Source organism: Actinoallomurus vinaceus (genome assembly GCF_039542055.1).
Classification (GTDB): domain Bacteria; phylum Actinomycetota; class Actinomycetes; order Streptosporangiales; family Streptosporangiaceae; genus Actinoallomurus; species Actinoallomurus vinaceus.
The window spans coordinates 38,694-55,397 of sequence record NZ_BAABHK010000009.1 but is presented as its reverse complement, the minus strand read 5'-3'; the positions used below and the strand labels follow the sequence as shown (position 1 = coordinate 55,397).

The window sequence follows — 16,704 nt, the reverse complement described above, 5'->3', positions numbered from 1 at the left end:
CGCCGAAGCCGCACCCGAGCCCGGCCTGAACCGGCCAAGAGTCCGGCTAACCCCTTATCACCCATTCCGTAGCGGCCGAATTCGTGACATCGTCCACGCCGTAACCTCGCATTTGATCAAGAGGAGGCACGCCCGTGCGGGCTCGTGTCATCGGCGTGGCCGGCCTGATGCTGCTGGTGGGGGCCGGAACGGCCGCCGCCGACGACGCGCATCCGTCGCTGCGGTTCGCCGTATCGTTCCCCTCGTCCCTTCGGCAGGCCGCCGCGGACGGCCGCGTGTACGTCGTGCTCTCCCGCAAGGACACGCCGGAGCCGCGCGAGCAGATCGACATCACCGGCGGCGTGCCCTTCTGGGGCCGGAACGTCGACGGCCTGCGGCCCGGACGCACCGCGTACGTGGACGGGCAGGCGTACGGCTATCCGCTGGAGCGGCTGCGCGACCTGCCGTCGGGGCGCTACACGGTGCAGGCGTTCTTCAACGTCTACACGACGTTCCACCGCGCCGACGGCTCGACCGTGAAGCTCCACATGCCGTGCGGCGACGGGCAGGATCTGTTCAACTCGCCCGGCAACATGTACGGCACGCCGCAGACGATCGACGTCGCGCCACGGCGCTCCGGAACGATCCGGCTGAATCTGGACCACGTGATCACGCCTGCCCAGCCGGTGCCGGCCGGCGGCACCTGCCAGCAGGGCAACCCTGCGGACACTCCCCACGTCAAGCACATCAAGATCCTCAGTCCGTCCCTGTCGAAGTTCTGGGGACAGCCGATGTACGTCGGCGCGAACGTGCTCCTGCCCGCCGACTACGACGCCTCCGGGAACACGCGGTACCCGGTCGAGTACCACTTCGCGCACTTCACGACGAACGCTCCGCACGGCTTCCGCGAGGACCAGGGCAACGCCTTCTCCAAGTGGTGGATGTCGGGGAGCGCACCCCGGTTCATCAGTGTGGAGGTCCGCGAGGAGAACCCCTTCTACGACTCCTCGTACGTGGTGAACTCCGCGAACCTCGGCCCGTACGGCGACGCCACCACCAAGGAGCTGATCCCCGCGATCGACGCCCGGTTCCGTACGATCGCGGCGCCCTGGGCGCGCATCACGGCGGGCGGCTCGACGGGCGGCTGGGAGGCGCTCGCGAGCCAGGTCTTCTATCCGGACGTGTACGGCGGGACGTTCGCCGGCTATCCGGACCCGGTCGACTTCCACCGTCACCAGATCGTCAACGTGTACGGCGACGCGAACGCCTACGACACGATCCGCGACTGGGACCGCACGCCCCGCCCGGACAGCCGGAACGTCGCCGGCGACACCAACTACGTGATGGCGCAGGAGAACCTCTGGGAACTGGCGCGCGGCGACCGTGACCGGTCCGGGGGCGCCTGGGCGATCTGGGAGGCGGTGTACGGCCCGCAGGGCGCGGACGGCTATCCGGCGCTCGCCTGGGACAAGCGGACGGGTGCGATCGATCCCGCCGTCTCCGCACGGTGGAAGCCGATGGACCTGAGCGCCAAGCTCGCCGCCGAATGGCCGGCCCTCGGCCCGAAGCTCCAGGGCAGGATCTACGTCTACGTCGGCGACACCGACACCTACTTCCTCAACGACGCCGTGGAGCTGCTGCAGCAGACCCTCGGCGCGCGCACGTCGCCCACCGCGGACGCGACGTTCGTGTACGGCCGCGCCAAGCAGCACGGCTGGTCGCCGTACACCGCGCAGGAGTGGTTCACGGTCTACGCCGACTACATCGCCCGCCACGCCCCGGCCGGCACCGACGTCCGCGCCTGGCGCGGCCCGGCGGCGAAGGCCCGGCTGAACCCCTCCGGCGGCGTCATCGTGCCCCCGGAGAAGTCGGTCGGCCTCCCCCGCTGACCGCTCCGCTCCCCCCACCGAACGGCGACGGTCCCGCTCCGGAGAGCTCCGGAGCGGGACCGTACTTCGTCAGACCGCCAGTGCGGCACAGTACACCGCCGGACCGCCGGTGCGGGGTCGTGCGGCGTCAGACCGCCGGCGCGTCACCGTCGGACCCCCGGCGCGGACCGTCACCGTCAGACCGCCCGCGCCGGACCGTGCGGCGTCAGATCGCCGGTGCCGGGCCGGGACCCGGCTCGAGGTCGTCGATCGTCTCGGCTAGCCGCTCAGGCGCCTTCCGGACCGAGCTGAGCGGAGCGGCGATGTCCTCCAGGGATGCCCCCTCGCATCGCACGCCGAAGATCGCGGCAACGACTCCGGCGAGGCCCATGACGCCCGCCGCGATGAGGTAGGCGATGAACAGCTTGCCCCGGTCCGGGTGGTCCTGGTCGCCGATCAGGGAGCCGAAGATCGTCGGACCGAGCGCCCCGAAGACCTGGGCGATCGCGAAGAACAGCGCGATCGCCTGGGAACGCAGCTCCATCGGGAAGATCTCGCTCACGGTGAGGTAGCCCGAGCTGGCCGCCGCCGAGGCGATGAAGAAGATCACCGTCCAGAGCGCCGTCTGCGTGAACGCCGTCAGGGATCCGATCTTGAACAGGTAGCCGCTGACCGCGAGGAGCACGCCGGACACGAGGTACGTCCCGGCGATCATCTGCTTGCGGCCGATCGTGTCGAACAGCCGGCCGATCAGCAGCGGGCCCAGGAGGTTCCCGGCCGCGAAGGCGAAGAAGTACTTCGCCACATCGTGGTCGGAGACTCCGTAGAAGTGCTTGAGCACGAGGCCGTACGTGAAGAAGATCGCGTTGTAGAGGAACGACTGGCTGATCATCAGCGTGGCGCCGAGGAGCGACCGCGAGGGGTACTGCCGGAACAGGATCCGCGCGACCTGGAGGAACGACACCGACTCCTGCGGGCGCACCTCGATGTACTTGTCGGGGTCGACGGGCTCGAGGGTCTTGCCGGAGGCCTCGACCTCGCGTTCGATCAACGCGACGGTCTTCTCCGCCTCTTCCGCCTGCCCGTGGGCGAGCTGCCAGCGTGGGCTCTCCGGCAGCGTGCGCCGCAGCCCCCAGATCGCCAGGCCGAGGATCGGCCCGATGAAGAAGCCGACCCGCCAACCCCAGTTGTCGGGCAGGATGTCCTTGTTGAGCAGGATGTACTCGCTCAGCGACGCGATGATCGCACCGAACCAGTAGGTGCCGCTGACCGCCAGGTCGACCCGGCCGCGATAGCGTGCCGGGATCAGTTCGTCGATCGCGGAGTGGATCGCCGCGTACTCGCCGCCGATGCCCATTCCGGCGATGAAGCGGAGGGCGAGGAAGCTCGCGTAGTTGAACGAGAACGCGGTCAGACCGTTGGCGATGAGGTAGAGCCCGAGAGTGGCGATGAAAAGCTTGCGCCGTCCGAGCTTGTCGGACAGCCGGCCGAACACCAGCGCGCCGACCACCTCACCGATCAGGTAGATGGTCGCCGAGAACCCGACCTCCTGCGAGCTGAGGTGCAGGGTTCCGGCGTGTTGCAGGACCGGTCCGACGATGCTGGCGATCTGAATCTCCAGCCCGTCGAGCACCCAGGCCACCCCGAGGGCGGCGATCATCCGGGTGTGGAAGCGTGACCAGGGCAGCCGATCGATCCGCGCGGGTACTAGGCTCCGCACGGTGGGCTGCAGCGGGGAAGCGCCCACGTCGTCTCCTTTGCCGTGTGATTGGTTGCATACCGTCAGGATTCGATCACGGTAGAAAGCCCACACGACGTAGTGAAGGGATCGCGGACAGATCTGAGGTTCCGGGAGCGGTTCATCGCTTCCCACCCGTTAAGCACTAAAAGTCACCGCATATGCATATTGCGGCGAATTGCCGCATACACCCGATATGCACAGGCGGGTGGACACCGGCCGTCGCCCTTCCGACGCGGACCGCGGCTCAGCGACCGCACCGATCAGAGGCGGATCACAGACCGTCGGGAGTCCGGCCCGCCGGAGTCCCGCCGGGGGGCGTCGGCACCGGCGGGAAGCTGGGCCCGCCGGGCGGCGGCACGACGGGGGGCTTGGGCCCCTTCTTCGCGCCCTTGCTGACGTAGATGGTGATCGTCTCGCCGGGCTCGACCGATGCGCCGGCACCGGGCGACGTACGCGCGACGGTGCCCTTGGCGTACGTGTCGGAGTCGACGCGTGGCCCGAAGCTCACGTCGAAGCCCGCCGCGCTCAGCCGGCCGGCGGCCTCCGACGGGCTGAGGCCGAGCACGTCGGGGACGTGGACGCGGTCCTCGCCGGAGCCCTCGCTGTAGTAGTCGCTCGGCGGGCTGTGGAAGTCGTGCTCGGGCACGTCCTCCAGCGCGCCGAGCATCGTCTGCCGCCAGATGGGCGCGGGGATGTCCGCGCCGAACACCTCGCCGAAGCAGCGGCCGCCCAGACACACGTCCCGCAGGGGATGCCGGTAACCGCCGCGCGGATCGCCGACCCAGACCGCGCTCGCCAGGTCGGGCGTGTACCCGGCGAACCAGGCCGACGAGAACCCGTCGACGGTGCCGGTCTTGCCCGCGGCGGGACGGCCGATGCCCATGCCGGCCGCCGTGCCCTTGGTGAGCACGCCCTCCAGCACGTGGTTGACCGCGTCGGCGACGCCCTTGTCGATCGCCTGGTGGCAGCCGGCGCTCGGAATCTTCAGCTCGTGGCCGGCCGTGTCGGTGATCTTCTTGAGGACGATCGGCTTGCAGTACTCGCCGCGCGCCGCGAACGCCGCGTACGCCGCCGCCAGGCGCACCGGCGAGACCGTGTTGAAGCCCAGCGTGAACGAGGGGTACTGCTGCAGCGCGGAACCGTCGGCGCGCCGCATGCCGAGCTTCTCGGCCATCTTGACCGTGTCGCAGAGGCCGACCTGCTTCTCCAGTTTCAGGAAGAACGTGTTGACCGAGTGCCACGTGCCGGTGACCAGGCTGAACGACCGGCCGCCCTCGCCGTCGGCGGCGTTGCCCAGCGACTCGTTGGAGCTCACCGATCTTCCGTCGCAGTCACGGAACCCGGTCGGGGTGTAGTGGTCGGGAGCCTCAAGGCGGTGACCGAAGGGCATGCCCTGGTCCAGGGCGGCCGCCAACGTGAAGATCTTGAAGGTGGACCCGGCCTGCATGCCGATGCTGGTGCCGTGATCGGAGTCGGCGGCGAAGTTGACCCAGGTCTTGCCCCGCTGCTCGGCGGGCCCCAGTTTTCGATCGACGGCCATGGCCTTGATCTCGCCGGTGCCCGGCTCGACGAGCGCCTCGGCGGCCGCCTTGTGGCTGGAGTTCTTCGGCGGCACGTAGTGATCGACCGCGTGCTGCGCGGCCTGCTGCATCCGGGGGTCCAGGGTCGTCCGGATCGTCAGCCCGCCGCCCTGGAGCAGTTTCTGCCGCTGTTTGACGGTCGCGCCGAAGGCCGGGTCGTCGAGGATCTCACGTTCGACGTAGTCGCAGAAGAACGGCGCGGAGCTCTCCACGCAGCCGTTCGGGGTCGACTTGATGTGCAGGTTCAGGGGCGCCCGCTGGGCGGCCGACGCGGTGGCGGCCGGGATCCAGCCGAGCTCGCGCATGCGGTCCAGCACGGTGTTGCGCCGCTGCGTGGCCAGGCCCGGGTTGACGGTCGGGTCGTAGGCGTACGGATAGCGGACGATGCCGGCGAGGAGCGCGGCGTCGGCGAGGGAGAGCTGGGCGGCGGGCTTGCCGAAGTAGTGCCGGGAGGCCGCCTCGATCCCGTACGCGCCGCTGCCGAAGTAGGCGATGTTGAGGTACCGCTCGAGGATCTGGTCCTTGGTGAGCTGCTTCTCGATCGCCACGGCGTAGCGGAGCTCGCGGAGTTTCCGCGAGGGTGTCTCCGCCCGGGCCTCCCGGCGTTCCGCGTCGTTGTCGGCGGTCTCGACGAGGAGGTTCTTGATGTACTGCTGGGTGATGCCCGACCCGCCCTGCGTCACCTCTCCGGCGGCGAGGTTGCTGGCGAGGGCGCGCACCGTGGCCTTGAAGTCCAGCCCGCCGTGTTCGTAGAAGCGGCTGTCCTCGATGGCGAGGATCGCCTTGCGCATGATGGGCGCCACCTTGTTCAGGGGCACGTCCAGGCGGTTCTCGTAGTAGAACGTCGCGAGCTTCGACCCGTCGGCGGCCAGGATCACCGAGCGCTGCGCGACCGGCGGGGTGCGCAGATCGCCGGGGATGCCCTCGAACCAGTTCGCGCTGTTACGCGCGCCGATGCCGGCCACCCCGACGGTGGAGAAGGCGATCAGCGCCACCAACACCCCGGCGACGACACCGGTGCCCGCGAGACGCCCGATGATCCCCAAGGCGTCTCGCTGCGGACTGACCCCAGATGACACGGGGTCAGCGTACGACGAACCGGACCCAGAGGGATCTCACTGCCCTAACAAAACACCACCGAATACCCCCATATGAGGCGAATGCCACACAAACGAGTTCGCGTCACTCCCGGATCGACGGCCAGAAGAACGGCAGGCCCATGATTATCGGGCGCGACGTGCCGCCGTCCGGCTCGTGCGGCTCGGTCTCGCCCCCATCCTGGTCCCCCGCCGCGTCCTTGTCGTTGTTCTTGTCCTTGTCCTTGTTCTTGTCTTTGTCCTTGTCGTCCTCCTTCTCGCCGTCCCCCTTCCGGAAGTAGTCCCCGGGCGGGCCGTGGAAGCCGTGCTCCGGGACTCCTCGCAGCGCCGCCTCCATCGTCTCCCGCCAGATCGGCGCGGGCACGTCCGCGCCGAACACCTCGCCGTAGCAGGCGTCCCCCAGGCAGACGTCGCGCAGCGGATGCTTGTATCCGCCTCGCGGGTCACCGACCCAGACGGCGCTGGCCATGTCCGGGGTGTACCCGGCGAACCAGGCGGCCGAGAAGTTGTCGACCGTGCCCGTCTTACCGGCCGCGGGCCGCCCGATGTCGTTGCCCTTGGCGGTGCCCTTGGTCAGCACCCCCTGGAGCACGTGACTGACCGCGTCGGCGACGCCCTCGTCGATGGCCTGGTGGCACTTGGCTCGCGGCGCAGGCAGCGATCCGGTCGGCCCGTCGATCCGCGTGATCGCGATCGGGCGGCAGTACCGGCCGCGCGCCGCGAACGCCGCGTACGCGGCCGCGAGCCGCAGCGGCGAGACGGTGTTGAACCCGAGCGTGAACGACGGGTACTGCTCCAGCTTCTCCCCCGTGGCCCGGCGCATGCCCAGGCGATTGGCCATCTTGTACGTCGCACACAGCCCGACCTCCCGCTCCAACTGGAGGAAGAAGGTGTTCACCGAATGCCAGGTGCCGGTCACGAGTGTGAACTTCTTCCCGCCCTCCCCGTCGGCCGCGTTGCCGAGGGAGACGTTGGGGTCGCCGACCCGGTTCCCGTCGCAGTTTCGGAATCCGGTGGGGACGAAGGACTTCGGCGCGTCGAGCTCGTCCCCGAACGCCATGCCCTTGTCCAGCGCCGCCGCCAGGGTGAACACCTTGAACGTCGACCCCGCCTGCATGCCCAGGCTGGAGCCGTGGTCGGCGTCGGCGGCGAGGTTCACCCACAGGGTGCCCCGCTTGGTGCTGTCGCCCATCCGCCGGTCGATGGCCATCGCGGTGATCTCTCCCGTCCCTGGCCGGACGAGAACCTCAGCAGCCGCCTTACCCGACTTGTTGTCAGGCGGTACGTAGTGGTTCAGGGCACGTTGCGCGGCTTTCTGCATGCCGGGTTCGAGCGTGGTGTGGATCTGCAGGCCGCCCCGCTGCAGCAGGAACCGGCGTTCCTGCGCCGTCTTGCCGAACGCCCGGTTTGCCAGGATCTCCCGCTGTACGTAGTCGCAGAAGAACGGCGCCGAGCTCTCCACGCAGCCGTTCGGCGTGCCGGTGAGCCGCAGTTCGAGCGGCCGGGTCTTCGTCTCGGCGGCCTGCTGCGGGGTGATCACTTTCAGTTCCGCCATGCGGTCGAGGACGGTGTCGCGGCGTTCCCGGCCCCGCATCGGGTGCAGGTTCGGGTTGTACGTCTGCGGCGCGCGTACGATCCCCGCGAGCGTCGCCGCCTGGACGAGGGTCAGGTCGGCGGCGTGCACCCGGAAGTAGTGCCGGGCCGCCTCCTCCACGCCGTACGCGCCGTCGCCGAAGTAGGCGATGTTGAGATACCGCTCGAGGATCTGGTCCTTGGTGAGGTGCTTCTCCAGGGCGACGGCGAACCGCAGTTCGCGCAGTTTGCGGGCCGCGGTGGGTTCGAGCGCCTCCCGGCGCGCCGTGGTGGTGGTCGCCGTCTCGGCGAGGGCGTTCTTGACGTACTGCTGGCTGAGCGTGGAACCGCCCTGGATGACGGTGCCCGCGCTGAGGTTGGCGACCAGCGCCCGTACGATGCCTTTCGCGTCGAGCGCCCCGTGGTGGTAGAAGCGGCTGTCCTCGATGGCGATGATCGCCTGCCGCATGATCGGGGCCACGCTGGCGAGCGGCACCTCGAGGCGGTTCTCGTAGTAGAACGTCGCGAGCTTCGACCCGTCGGCGGCCAGGATGACCGACCGCTGCGGGAGCACCGGGGAGATCAGCGCGTGGGGCAGCGTCTCGAAGGTGTGCCTGGCATGCTTGACGCCCAGCCCGGCGGGCAGCGCGAACTGCAGCACGAGAACCGCCGACAGCACGCCTGCGGCGACCCCGGCGATCAGTAGATCTGAGAGCCGCGCCGATCGCCCCCGCGAATGCTTCTCCACACTTCGCGGTCATCCCCACACAGACGGTGACCGGAAACCTGTAGGGCGCGTCCCGGCGGCGTACGAGACGTGAGCGGGTGCCGCGCCGGCCGCCCCGCCCCACGATCCGTGGGCGAACACGGGGGTGCCGCGCAGAGCGCTTCGCCCCCCAGGATCCGTAGGCGAACCAAGAGGGTTCAGCGCCGGGCCCCGGATCCGTAGGCGAGCACGGGAGGGTGCCGCGCCGGGGTCCGTGGGCGAACGCCGACGTCGGCCTGCCCTCAGGCCGCCGCGCCGCCGGGTGGGAGGGCTACTCGGCGTCTTCTCGCCGCTCGACGCGGTCGTGGAAGCGCCGGGCGGCGGCGCGGAGCTCGGCTTCGGGGTCGCGGCCCTCCTCGCGGAGGCGGCGGACGAGCGCGAACAGGTCCGCGCCGACCTCGTCGTCGCTGAAGAGTTCCTCCGGCACCCCGGCCTTGGCGGCGCGCCGCTGCAGCTGGGCGGCGAGCGAGAGCGCCGGCTGCGCCATCGGGACGCCCTGGAAGATCGACGCGTCCTCACCGCGCTCGGCCGACTTGATCTTGTCCCAGTTGGCGTTGACCTCGTCGGCGTCCGCGACCGTGACGTCACCGAACACGTGCGGATGCCGGCGGACGAGCTTCTCGACGATGCCCTCGGCCACGTCGTCCACGGTGAAGTCCGGCGACACCTCCGCGTGGAACGCCACCTGCATCAGGACGTCGCCGAGTTCCTCGCGCAGCGCCTCCAGGTCACCGCCCTCGATCGTGTCGACGACCTCGTACGCCTCCTCCAGCAGGTACGGCGCGAGGGAGGCGTGCGTCTGCTTGCGGTCCCAGGGGCACTCGCGCCGCAGCGTCTCCATGACGGCGACGAGGTCGAGGAACCGCGCGCCGGGCAGGTCGTACGCGCCCTGGACGACCTCGATCTGCGGCGGCTCGTCCAGCCCGACGAGGATCGAGCCGACCGAGCGCATCAGCGTCTCGTCGCCCTCGGGGTCGACCAGCCACACGACCGTGCCCGATGAGGCCTCACGGACGAGGGCGGCGGCGTCCGCCTCGGTGATCTCGACCTCCACGCCGGCCTGCCGGACGTACGGCAGCTGCGGGTGCTCGGCCGTGCCGGTGAGCACCCGGTCGGCCGAGCGCAGGGCCTCCCAGGCCGGCCAGGTCAGCTGCCCCGGCGCGACCCGCGGCGAGGACGCGAGGAAGGTCAGACCTGGCACGAGGTCCCGCCGCTCGCGCTGGGCGTGCCGGAGTCCGGCTTGGACAGGGTGGGGCAGACCGGGCCGAGCGTCATGTGCTGGAAGTCGAAGGAGCCGTAGCGCGGGTTCACGTCGAGCTTGAGGCGGCGCCCCGCCCGCTGGTAGCTGCCGGCGACCTGCTGCAGCGCCTGCTGCTGCGACTGCTGGTCGGTCGCGGTCGTCACGCCGTACCGCTGCAGGACCGCCTGCCGGAGCAGGACCGACTTCGCGTAGTCGCGGCTGTACCTGACCGGCAGGCCCTGGGCGACCACGTTGGCGTCGAGCGTCGCCATCCCGCCGTTGCGCGCGATGAGCGCGTCGACCTGGCCGCCGCTGACGCGCACCCCGCCGTTACGGGCGACCTCCTCCCAGACCCTCATGTCGACGAGCTGGTAGAGGGCGCTGCGCTGCGGCGACGACGGGTCGAAGGGCACCTGCTGCCCCTGCGCCTGGGCCTGCTGGGCGATCTGCTGCGCGGCGGGGTACTTCGGCAGCTCCTTGGACCACTCGGCGACCGTCGCGTTGAGCTTCGCGACCGTGATGCGGTCGTTCCCGACCAGGGCCGCCGCGCCGGTCTTGAGGGGGCCACAGGCGGTCAGCGCGGCACCGGCGAGCACCACGCCCAGAGTGATTGTGAACGGCTTACGGGTCACAGGGCGTTCGTCCTTCTCATTCGTCGTCCGCGGCCCGTCGGTCGCGGGTACGTCCAGCGCCGGGGATCTCTTCGCCCCGGCTCGTCATCTGGCCACGGGATCGGCGAGGAACAGCGCCTCCACCAGATCGGTACACCATTTCAGCAGCTCCTGATCGCGCAGCGGGCGCCCGCCCAGCGGAGCGGTCTTGGGCACCGGCACCAGCAGCGTATTGGTCGCCGTCTTCAGGATGCTCTTCGGGTACAGGCGCTGCAGCCGCACCGTCCGCGACTCGGGCAGGCTGACCGGCGAGAACCGGATGTGGTTGCCCTGGAGGGTGACGTCCGTCAGGCCGCCCTTGCGGGCGAGGGCGCGGAACCGCGCGACCTCGAGGAGGTTCAGCACCGGCACCGGCGGGGGTCCGAAGCGGTCGGCCAGTTCGTCGCGGACGGCGACGATCTCGTCGTCGTTCTGGATCGCCGCGATCCGGCGGTACGCGTCGAGCCGCAGCCGCTCGCCGGGGACGTACTCGTGCGGGATGTGCGCGTCGACCGGCAGCTCCACCTTGACCTCGGGCGTCTCGGGGACGCCCTCCTCGCGCAGCTCGCGCACGGCCTCGCCGACCATGCGGACGTACAGGTCGAAACCGACCCCGGCGATGTGCCCGGACTGCTCGGCGCCGAGGACGTTGCCGGCCCCGCGGATCTCCAGGTCCTTCATGGCCACGAACATGCCCGCGCCCATCTCGGTGTGCTGGGCGATCGTCGCGAGCCGCTCGTGGGCGGTCTCGGTCAGCGGCACCTCGGGCGGGTAGAGGAAGTACGCGTACGCGCGTTCCCGGCCCCGGCCGACGCGGCCGCGCAGCTGGTGCAGCTGCGACAGGCCGTACATGTCGGCACGGTCCACGATCAGGGTGTTGGCGTTCGGGATGTCCAGGCCGCTCTCCACGATCGTGGTGGCGACGAGGACGTCGTACTCCTTCTCCCAGAAGTCGACCATGATCTTCTCGAGCTGGTGCTCGTTCATCTGGCCGTGCGCGACGCCGACCCGGGCCTCCGGCACGAGCTCGGTGAGGTGCTTGGCAACCTTGTCGATCGACCGCACCCGGTTGTGCACGAAGAAGACCTGGCCCTCGCGGAGCAGCTCCCGCCGGATGGCCGCCGCGATCTGCTTGTCGTCGTACGGCCCGACGAACGTCAGGACGGGGTGCCGCTCCTCTGGCGGCGTGAGGATCGTCGACATCTCCCGGATGCCGGTGAGCCCCATCTCCAGGGTGCGCGGGATCGGCGTGGCCGACATGGCCAGCACGTCGACCTGGGTGCGCATCTCCTTCATGCGCTCCTTGTGCTCGACGCCGAACCGCTGCTCCTCGTCGATGATGATCAGGCCGAGGTCCTTGAACCGGGTCTCCGGCGACAGCAGCCGGTGGGTGCCGATGACGAGGTCGACGGCGCCGTCGGCGACGCCGCGCAGCGTCTCGGCGACCTCCTTGTCGGTCTGGAACCGGCTGATCGGCTTGATCACGACCGGGAACGAGGCGAACCGCTCGGCGAACGTCGACAGGTGCTGCTGGACCAGCAGCGTCGTCGGCACCAGCACGGCGACCTGCTTGCCGTCCTGCACCGCCTTGAACGCCGCCCGCACGGCGATCTCGGTCTTGCCGTAGCCGACGTCGCCGCAGATGAGGCGGTCCATCGGGACCGCCTTCTCCATGTCGCCCTTGACCTCGTCGATGGCGGCCAGCTGGTCGGGCGTCTCGATGTACGGGAAGGCGTCCTCCAGCTCGCGCTGCCACGGGGTGTCCACCTGGAACGGGTGCCCCGGCGAGGCCTGCCGCGCGGAGTAGAGCCGGATCAGCTCGCCCGCGATCTGGCGGACGGCCTTGCGCGCCCGGCCCTTCTGCTTCTGCCACTCGGCGCCGCCGAGCCGGTGCAGGCTGGGCGCCTCGCCGCCGACGTAGCGGGTGACCTCGTCGAGCTGGTCGGTGGGCACGAACAGGCGGTCGCCCTTGGCGTACTCGATGATGAGGTACTCGCGGGTGGCGCCCTGCACGGTCCGGCTGGCCATCTCGACGTACCGGCCGACGCCGTGCTGCTCGTGCACGATGTAGTCGCCCGGGGTGAGCTGCAGCGGGTCGACGCCGCCGCGACGACGCGACGGCATCCGCCGCATGTCCTTGGTCGAGGACTTCTGCCCGGACAGGTCGGTCTCGGTGAGCACGGCGAGCTTCACGTCGTCCCAGACGAAGCCGTGTTCGAGGAGCCCACAGGCGACGTTGACGATCGCGGGCTCCGGCGGCCCGGACAGGTCGACGACCTTCGCGCCGAGGCCCTCCTCGCGGACGACCTCGGCCAGCCGCTCGGCCGGCCCGTGGCCCTCGGTGACCAGGACGACGCGCCACTCTTCGTGGATCCAGCCCTTGACGTCGGCCATCACCCGCTGGGTGTCGCCCCGGTAGGACTCCGCCGCGCGGACCCCGATCCGCAACGCCCCGCCGTCGTCATCGCCTGAGGTGTCGTCGGCGGCGATCTCGGTGAGCTCGCCCGTGGCCGCGGAGTACTCGCGCCGGGTCGGGCCGCTGCCCGCCGACTCCGCGCTCGCGAACGGGGTGATCGTCCACCACGCGAGGCCGAGCTCGGCCGTGTGGTCGCGGACCTCGTCGAGGGTCTTGTACGCGGCCGCGCCGAGGTCGATCGGCGCCTCTCCACCGGCCGCCGCGTTGACCCAGGAGGCCTCCAGGAACTCCTGGCTCGTGCTGACCAACTCAGCCGCGCGGGTGCGGATGCGCTCGGGGTCGCAGACGACCACGGAGGAACCGGCCGGCAGCACGTCGAGGAGCAGCTCCATATGGTCGGCGAGGACCGGCGCGAACGCCTCCATGCCCTCGACGGCCGCGCCGTCGGCGATCTGCTCGAGGATCTCGGCGAGCGCCGGGTGCTGGCGGCCGAGGTCACGGGCGCGCTCGCGGACGGACGCGGTGAGCGGCAGCTCCCGGCACGGCGGTGCCCACAGCCCCTCCTGCGCGATCTCCAGCGAACGCTGGTCGGCCGCCTTGAAGTAGCGGATCTCCTCGACCTGGTCGCCCCAGAACTCCACCCGCAGCGGATGCTCCTCGGTGGGCGGGAACACGTCGAGGATGCCGCCGCGGACGGCGATCTCGCCGCGCTTCTCGACCAGGTCGACGCGGTTGTACCCGCCGTCGACGAGGCGGCGCACGGCGTCGTCCAACTCGACGTCGTCGCCGGCCCGCAGGCGCACGGGCTCCAGGTCTCCGAGCCCGGACACGAGGGGCTGCAGCACGGCCCGCACGGGGGCGACGACGACCTGCAGCGGACCGGCCGCCGGGTCGTCGGGGTCGCCGTGGGCCAGCCGCCGCAGCACGGCGAGGCGCTGGCCGACCGTGTCCGAACGCGGCGACAGGCGCTCGTGCGGCAGCGTCTCCCAGGCCGGGAACTGCGCGACGGCGGCGGGGTCGAGCAGGCTCGTCAGGGCCGCGGTGAGGTCCTCGGCCTCCCGGCCGGTCGCGGTGACCATCAGGACGGTGCGCCCACGCTCGCGGGCGAGCGCGGCGCCGAGGACCGGGCGCAGCGCGGGCGGCGCGACGAGGTCCAGGTGGGCGTCGGCACTCTTGAGGGCGCGGACGAGTGCGGGATCGGCGGCGGCGACGTCGAGCAGTCCGGAAAGCGTCATCAGCTCATCAAGGGTGAGGCAGCGTGAAGGCCCGAGAGCGATCTCACCCCCGGGGTCACCAGCCTACGCGCCGCGTGTACCACACGCCGCCCGTGCCCCGCCCGAGCGGGTACGCCCCTGCCCCGTGCCCCCGCACGACACGCACAATGTCGAATGTGAGCACGGGGAGCGAGCGGAGGGCTACGCTCCGGGGCGTGACCGAGCTGCGCACGCCGCCGACCTTCGACGGTGACCTCTTCCGCGAACGCGTTCGCGCGTACGCCGAGGAGAGGCCCTTCGAGCGACTGCACGTCCTCGACGCCGGATGCGGCCGGAAGGCTCCGCTCGAGCTGGGCGCCGTCGAGTGCCACGTCACCGGGGTCGACGTCGACCTGCCGGACGTCCGCGCGCGTGTCCGGGTCCGCCGTGACCTCGACGCCTGGCATCTGGGGGATCTGCGGACGGTGCCCATGCCGCCGCGCGTGTACGACGTCGTGCACGCCTCGTACCTGATCGAGCGGATCCCGCACGCCGAGCTGGTCCTCGACCGGATCGTCGCGGCACTGAAGCCGGGCGGGCTGCTGCTCGTGCGGTTCCATGACCGCGACACCGCCTTCGGACGTCTGGACCGGGTCGCGCCGCGGTGGCTGCGGTCCGTGCTCTGGCAGCGCGAGACCCCGCCGCACGCGGTGTACGAACGGGCCGCGTCGCTGTCCGGGATGCGGGCGTACTGCCTCATGCGCGGGCTGGTCGTCACCGAAGAGCACACGTCCGCCGCGACGGTGACCAGGTCGGGGCTGGCCGTGACCATGCTGTGCCGGGCCCTGGCCGCCTTGTCCCGGAATCGGGTGACCTCGGCGTACAGCGAGGCCACCATGGTGATCCGCAAGCCGGAGAATCGCTACGCGCGCATCATCTGAGGTGACGTGGGCAGAGCGTAGAGTTCAATGGTCAACGGTCGAGACACGATCGGAGCCTGCGTTGACGACGGAAGCCGGCGACCTACGCGACATGCCGAGCCTCACGCCCGGCCCGGCCGAGCTGGCCGACCTCGAACTGCTGCTGAACGGCGCGTTCCATCCGCTGACCGGTTTCCTCGGGGCGGTGGACGCGGCGACGGTGGCCGCCGCCGGGCGGCTGGCCGACGGCACGCCCTGGCCGGTCCCGGTGACGCTCGCGATACCGGAGGACCTGACCAAGGAGGAGCGGCTGGTCCTGGCCGACCCGGAGGGGGTGCCGGTGGCGGTCCTCCACGTGACGGAGACGTGGCGGGACGCCGCCTCTCCGCCCGGGTTCCCGGAGGGCGATCCGCTCCGGACGTCGGCGACGACGTCGTGGCGGGCGGCCGGCCCGGTCGAGGCGCTGGGCGCTCCGGAGCACGGGCCGTTCCGCCGGCTGCGCCGGTCTCCGCGCGAGGTGCGCGCCGAGCTGGCGGGAGCGACGACGCTGGCGATCGCGACCCGCACTCCGCTGCACCGGCGGCACCTGGGGCAGTTGCGGCAGCTCGCCGAGAAGCTCGACGCGCGGCTGCTGCTGCTCCCGTTGATCGGCGAGGGGCACGACGACGCCCTCGTCCGCGCCGTGCTGGCCGTACGCCGGGAGCTGCCGGCCGACTCGCTCGTCGTTCCGGTGCCGTTGATCGAGCGGCCGGGCCGCGACCTGGCCCTCGCCGCCCACGTCGCCGCCGCGTACGGCGCCACGCACTTCTTCACGGCCGACTCCGAGGAGTCCGCCCACGCCGCCGGCGCCGCCCTCGTGGTCGCGACCGGGGACGTGCCGATCGAGCTCGTCACGCCGGAGCCGTGGGCGTTCGACGAGAGCGTCGAGGTGTGGCGGCCGCTCTCCAAGATCGAGGCCGATCATGTCCGGCCCGAGCCGACCGACGCGGAGCTGGCCGCGCTGCTGGATCGCGGCGAGAAGATTCCGGAGTGGTTCACGCTGCCGGTGGTGGCGGAGGAGCTGCGCCGCGCCCATCCGCCGCGGCACGGCCGGGGCCTCACCGTGTTCTTCACCGGGCTGTCCGGCTCGGGCAAGTCGACGATCGCGCGCGGGCTGGCCGACGCCCTCGTCGAGCGGGGCGGCCGCACGGTCACCCTCCTCGACGGCGATGTCGTACGCCGGCTGCTGTCGGCCGGCCTGACGTTCTCCAAGGACGACCGCGACCTCAACATCCGCCGAATCGGGTACGTCGCTGCCGAGATCACCCGGCACGGCGGGGTCGCGATCTGCGCGCCGATCGCCCCGTACGCCGCGACCCGGGCGGAGGTGCGCCGCATGGTGAACGCCACGGGCGACTTCGTCCTCGTGCACGTGGCGACGCCGCTGGAGGAGTGCGAGCGCCGCGACCGTAAAGGCCTGTACGCCAAGGCGCGGGCCGGTCTCATCCCAGAGTTCACCGGGATCTCCGATCCGTACGAAGTGCCGGATGACGCCGAGCTCACCCTGGACACCACGGAGCTGACGCCGGAGGCGGCGGTGGAGCGGGTGCTCGACCTGCTGGTCGCCGGCGGCTGGGTGCGCTCAGAGTAAGGAACGAGTCACCGAGCGCGCACGGGGGCCTGTCTGGCGCGTCCCTGCCGTC

At 70.9% G+C, this 16,704-nt stretch carries 9 protein-coding genes; 3 read left to right on the top strand and 6 right to left on the bottom strand.

Features of this window, described 5'->3' with window-relative positions; all coding sequences use genetic code 11:
- Positions 1 to 134 precede the first annotated feature (134 nt).
- Positions 135 to 1,868 carry an alpha/beta hydrolase-fold protein gene (locus tag ABEA24_RS29160; protein ID WP_345434357.1) on the top strand — a complete coding sequence of 578 codons (1,734 nt, stop codon included), beginning with the start codon at positions 135 to 137 and terminating at the stop codon, positions 1,866 to 1,868.
- Positions 1,869 to 2,073: 205 nt separating this feature from the next.
- Here the strand turns inward: ABEA24_RS29160 and ABEA24_RS29155 are convergent, their stop codons facing one another.
- The 6 genes from ABEA24_RS29155 to mfd form a co-directional block, all read right to left on the bottom strand.
- Complete coding sequence (locus ABEA24_RS29155) at positions 2,074 to 3,594, bottom strand: MFS transporter (protein ID WP_345434356.1); 1,521 nt, start codon at positions 3,592 to 3,594, stop codon at positions 2,074 to 2,076.
- A 265-nt stretch (positions 3,595 to 3,859) separates the two neighbouring features.
- Complete coding sequence (locus ABEA24_RS29150) at positions 3,860 to 6,247, bottom strand: penicillin-binding protein (protein ID WP_345434355.1); 2,388 nt, start codon at positions 6,245 to 6,247, stop codon at positions 3,860 to 3,862.
- A gap of 103 nt (positions 6,248 to 6,350) precedes the next feature.
- On the bottom strand, positions 6,351 to 8,585 hold the full coding sequence (locus ABEA24_RS29145) for a transglycosylase domain-containing protein (RefSeq protein WP_345434354.1): 2,235 nt from the start codon (positions 8,583 to 8,585) through the stop codon (positions 6,351 to 6,353).
- 289 nt (positions 8,586 to 8,874) lie between these two features.
- The gene (locus ABEA24_RS29140; RefSeq protein WP_345434353.1) at positions 8,875 to 9,804 is read right to left on the bottom strand and encodes a nucleoside triphosphate pyrophosphohydrolase; all 930 of its coding nucleotides are present in this window, start codon (positions 9,802 to 9,804) and stop codon (positions 8,875 to 8,877) included.
- Positions 9,792 to 10,475, bottom strand: coding sequence for a hypothetical protein (locus ABEA24_RS29135; protein ID WP_345434352.1), 684 nt, complete (start codon positions 10,473 to 10,475; stop codon positions 9,792 to 9,794). Before ABEA24_RS29135 ends, ABEA24_RS29140 begins: the two co-directional genes overlap by 13 nt.
- Positions 10,476 to 10,559: 84 nt before the next feature.
- Positions 10,560 to 14,144: a transcription-repair coupling factor gene (gene mfd, locus ABEA24_RS29130; RefSeq protein ID WP_345434351.1), complete on the bottom strand. Its 3,585-nt coding sequence runs from the start codon at positions 14,142 to 14,144 to the stop codon at positions 10,560 to 10,562.
- 194 nt (positions 14,145 to 14,338) lie between these two features.
- Between mfd and ABEA24_RS29125 the strand changes: the two genes are divergently transcribed.
- Both ABEA24_RS29125 and cysC read left to right on the top strand, forming a co-directional pair.
- Positions 14,339 to 15,043: a class I SAM-dependent methyltransferase gene (locus tag ABEA24_RS29125; RefSeq protein WP_345434350.1), complete on the top strand. Its 705-nt coding sequence runs from the start codon at positions 14,339 to 14,341 to the stop codon at positions 15,041 to 15,043.
- 61 nt (positions 15,044 to 15,104) lie between these two features.
- Positions 15,105 to 16,652 (top strand): adenylyl-sulfate kinase, encoded by a 1,548-nt coding sequence (gene cysC / locus ABEA24_RS29120; protein WP_345434349.1) that lies wholly within the window; start codon positions 15,105 to 15,107, stop codon positions 16,650 to 16,652.
- Positions 16,653 to 16,704 lie beyond the last annotated feature (52 nt).

What these genes read in the sequence shown, in the direction of transcription:
- mfd (WP_345434351.1), bottom strand. Translation starts at nt 14,144, where the DNA reads ATGACGCTTTCCGGACTGCTCGACGTCGCCGCCGCCGATCCCGCACTC.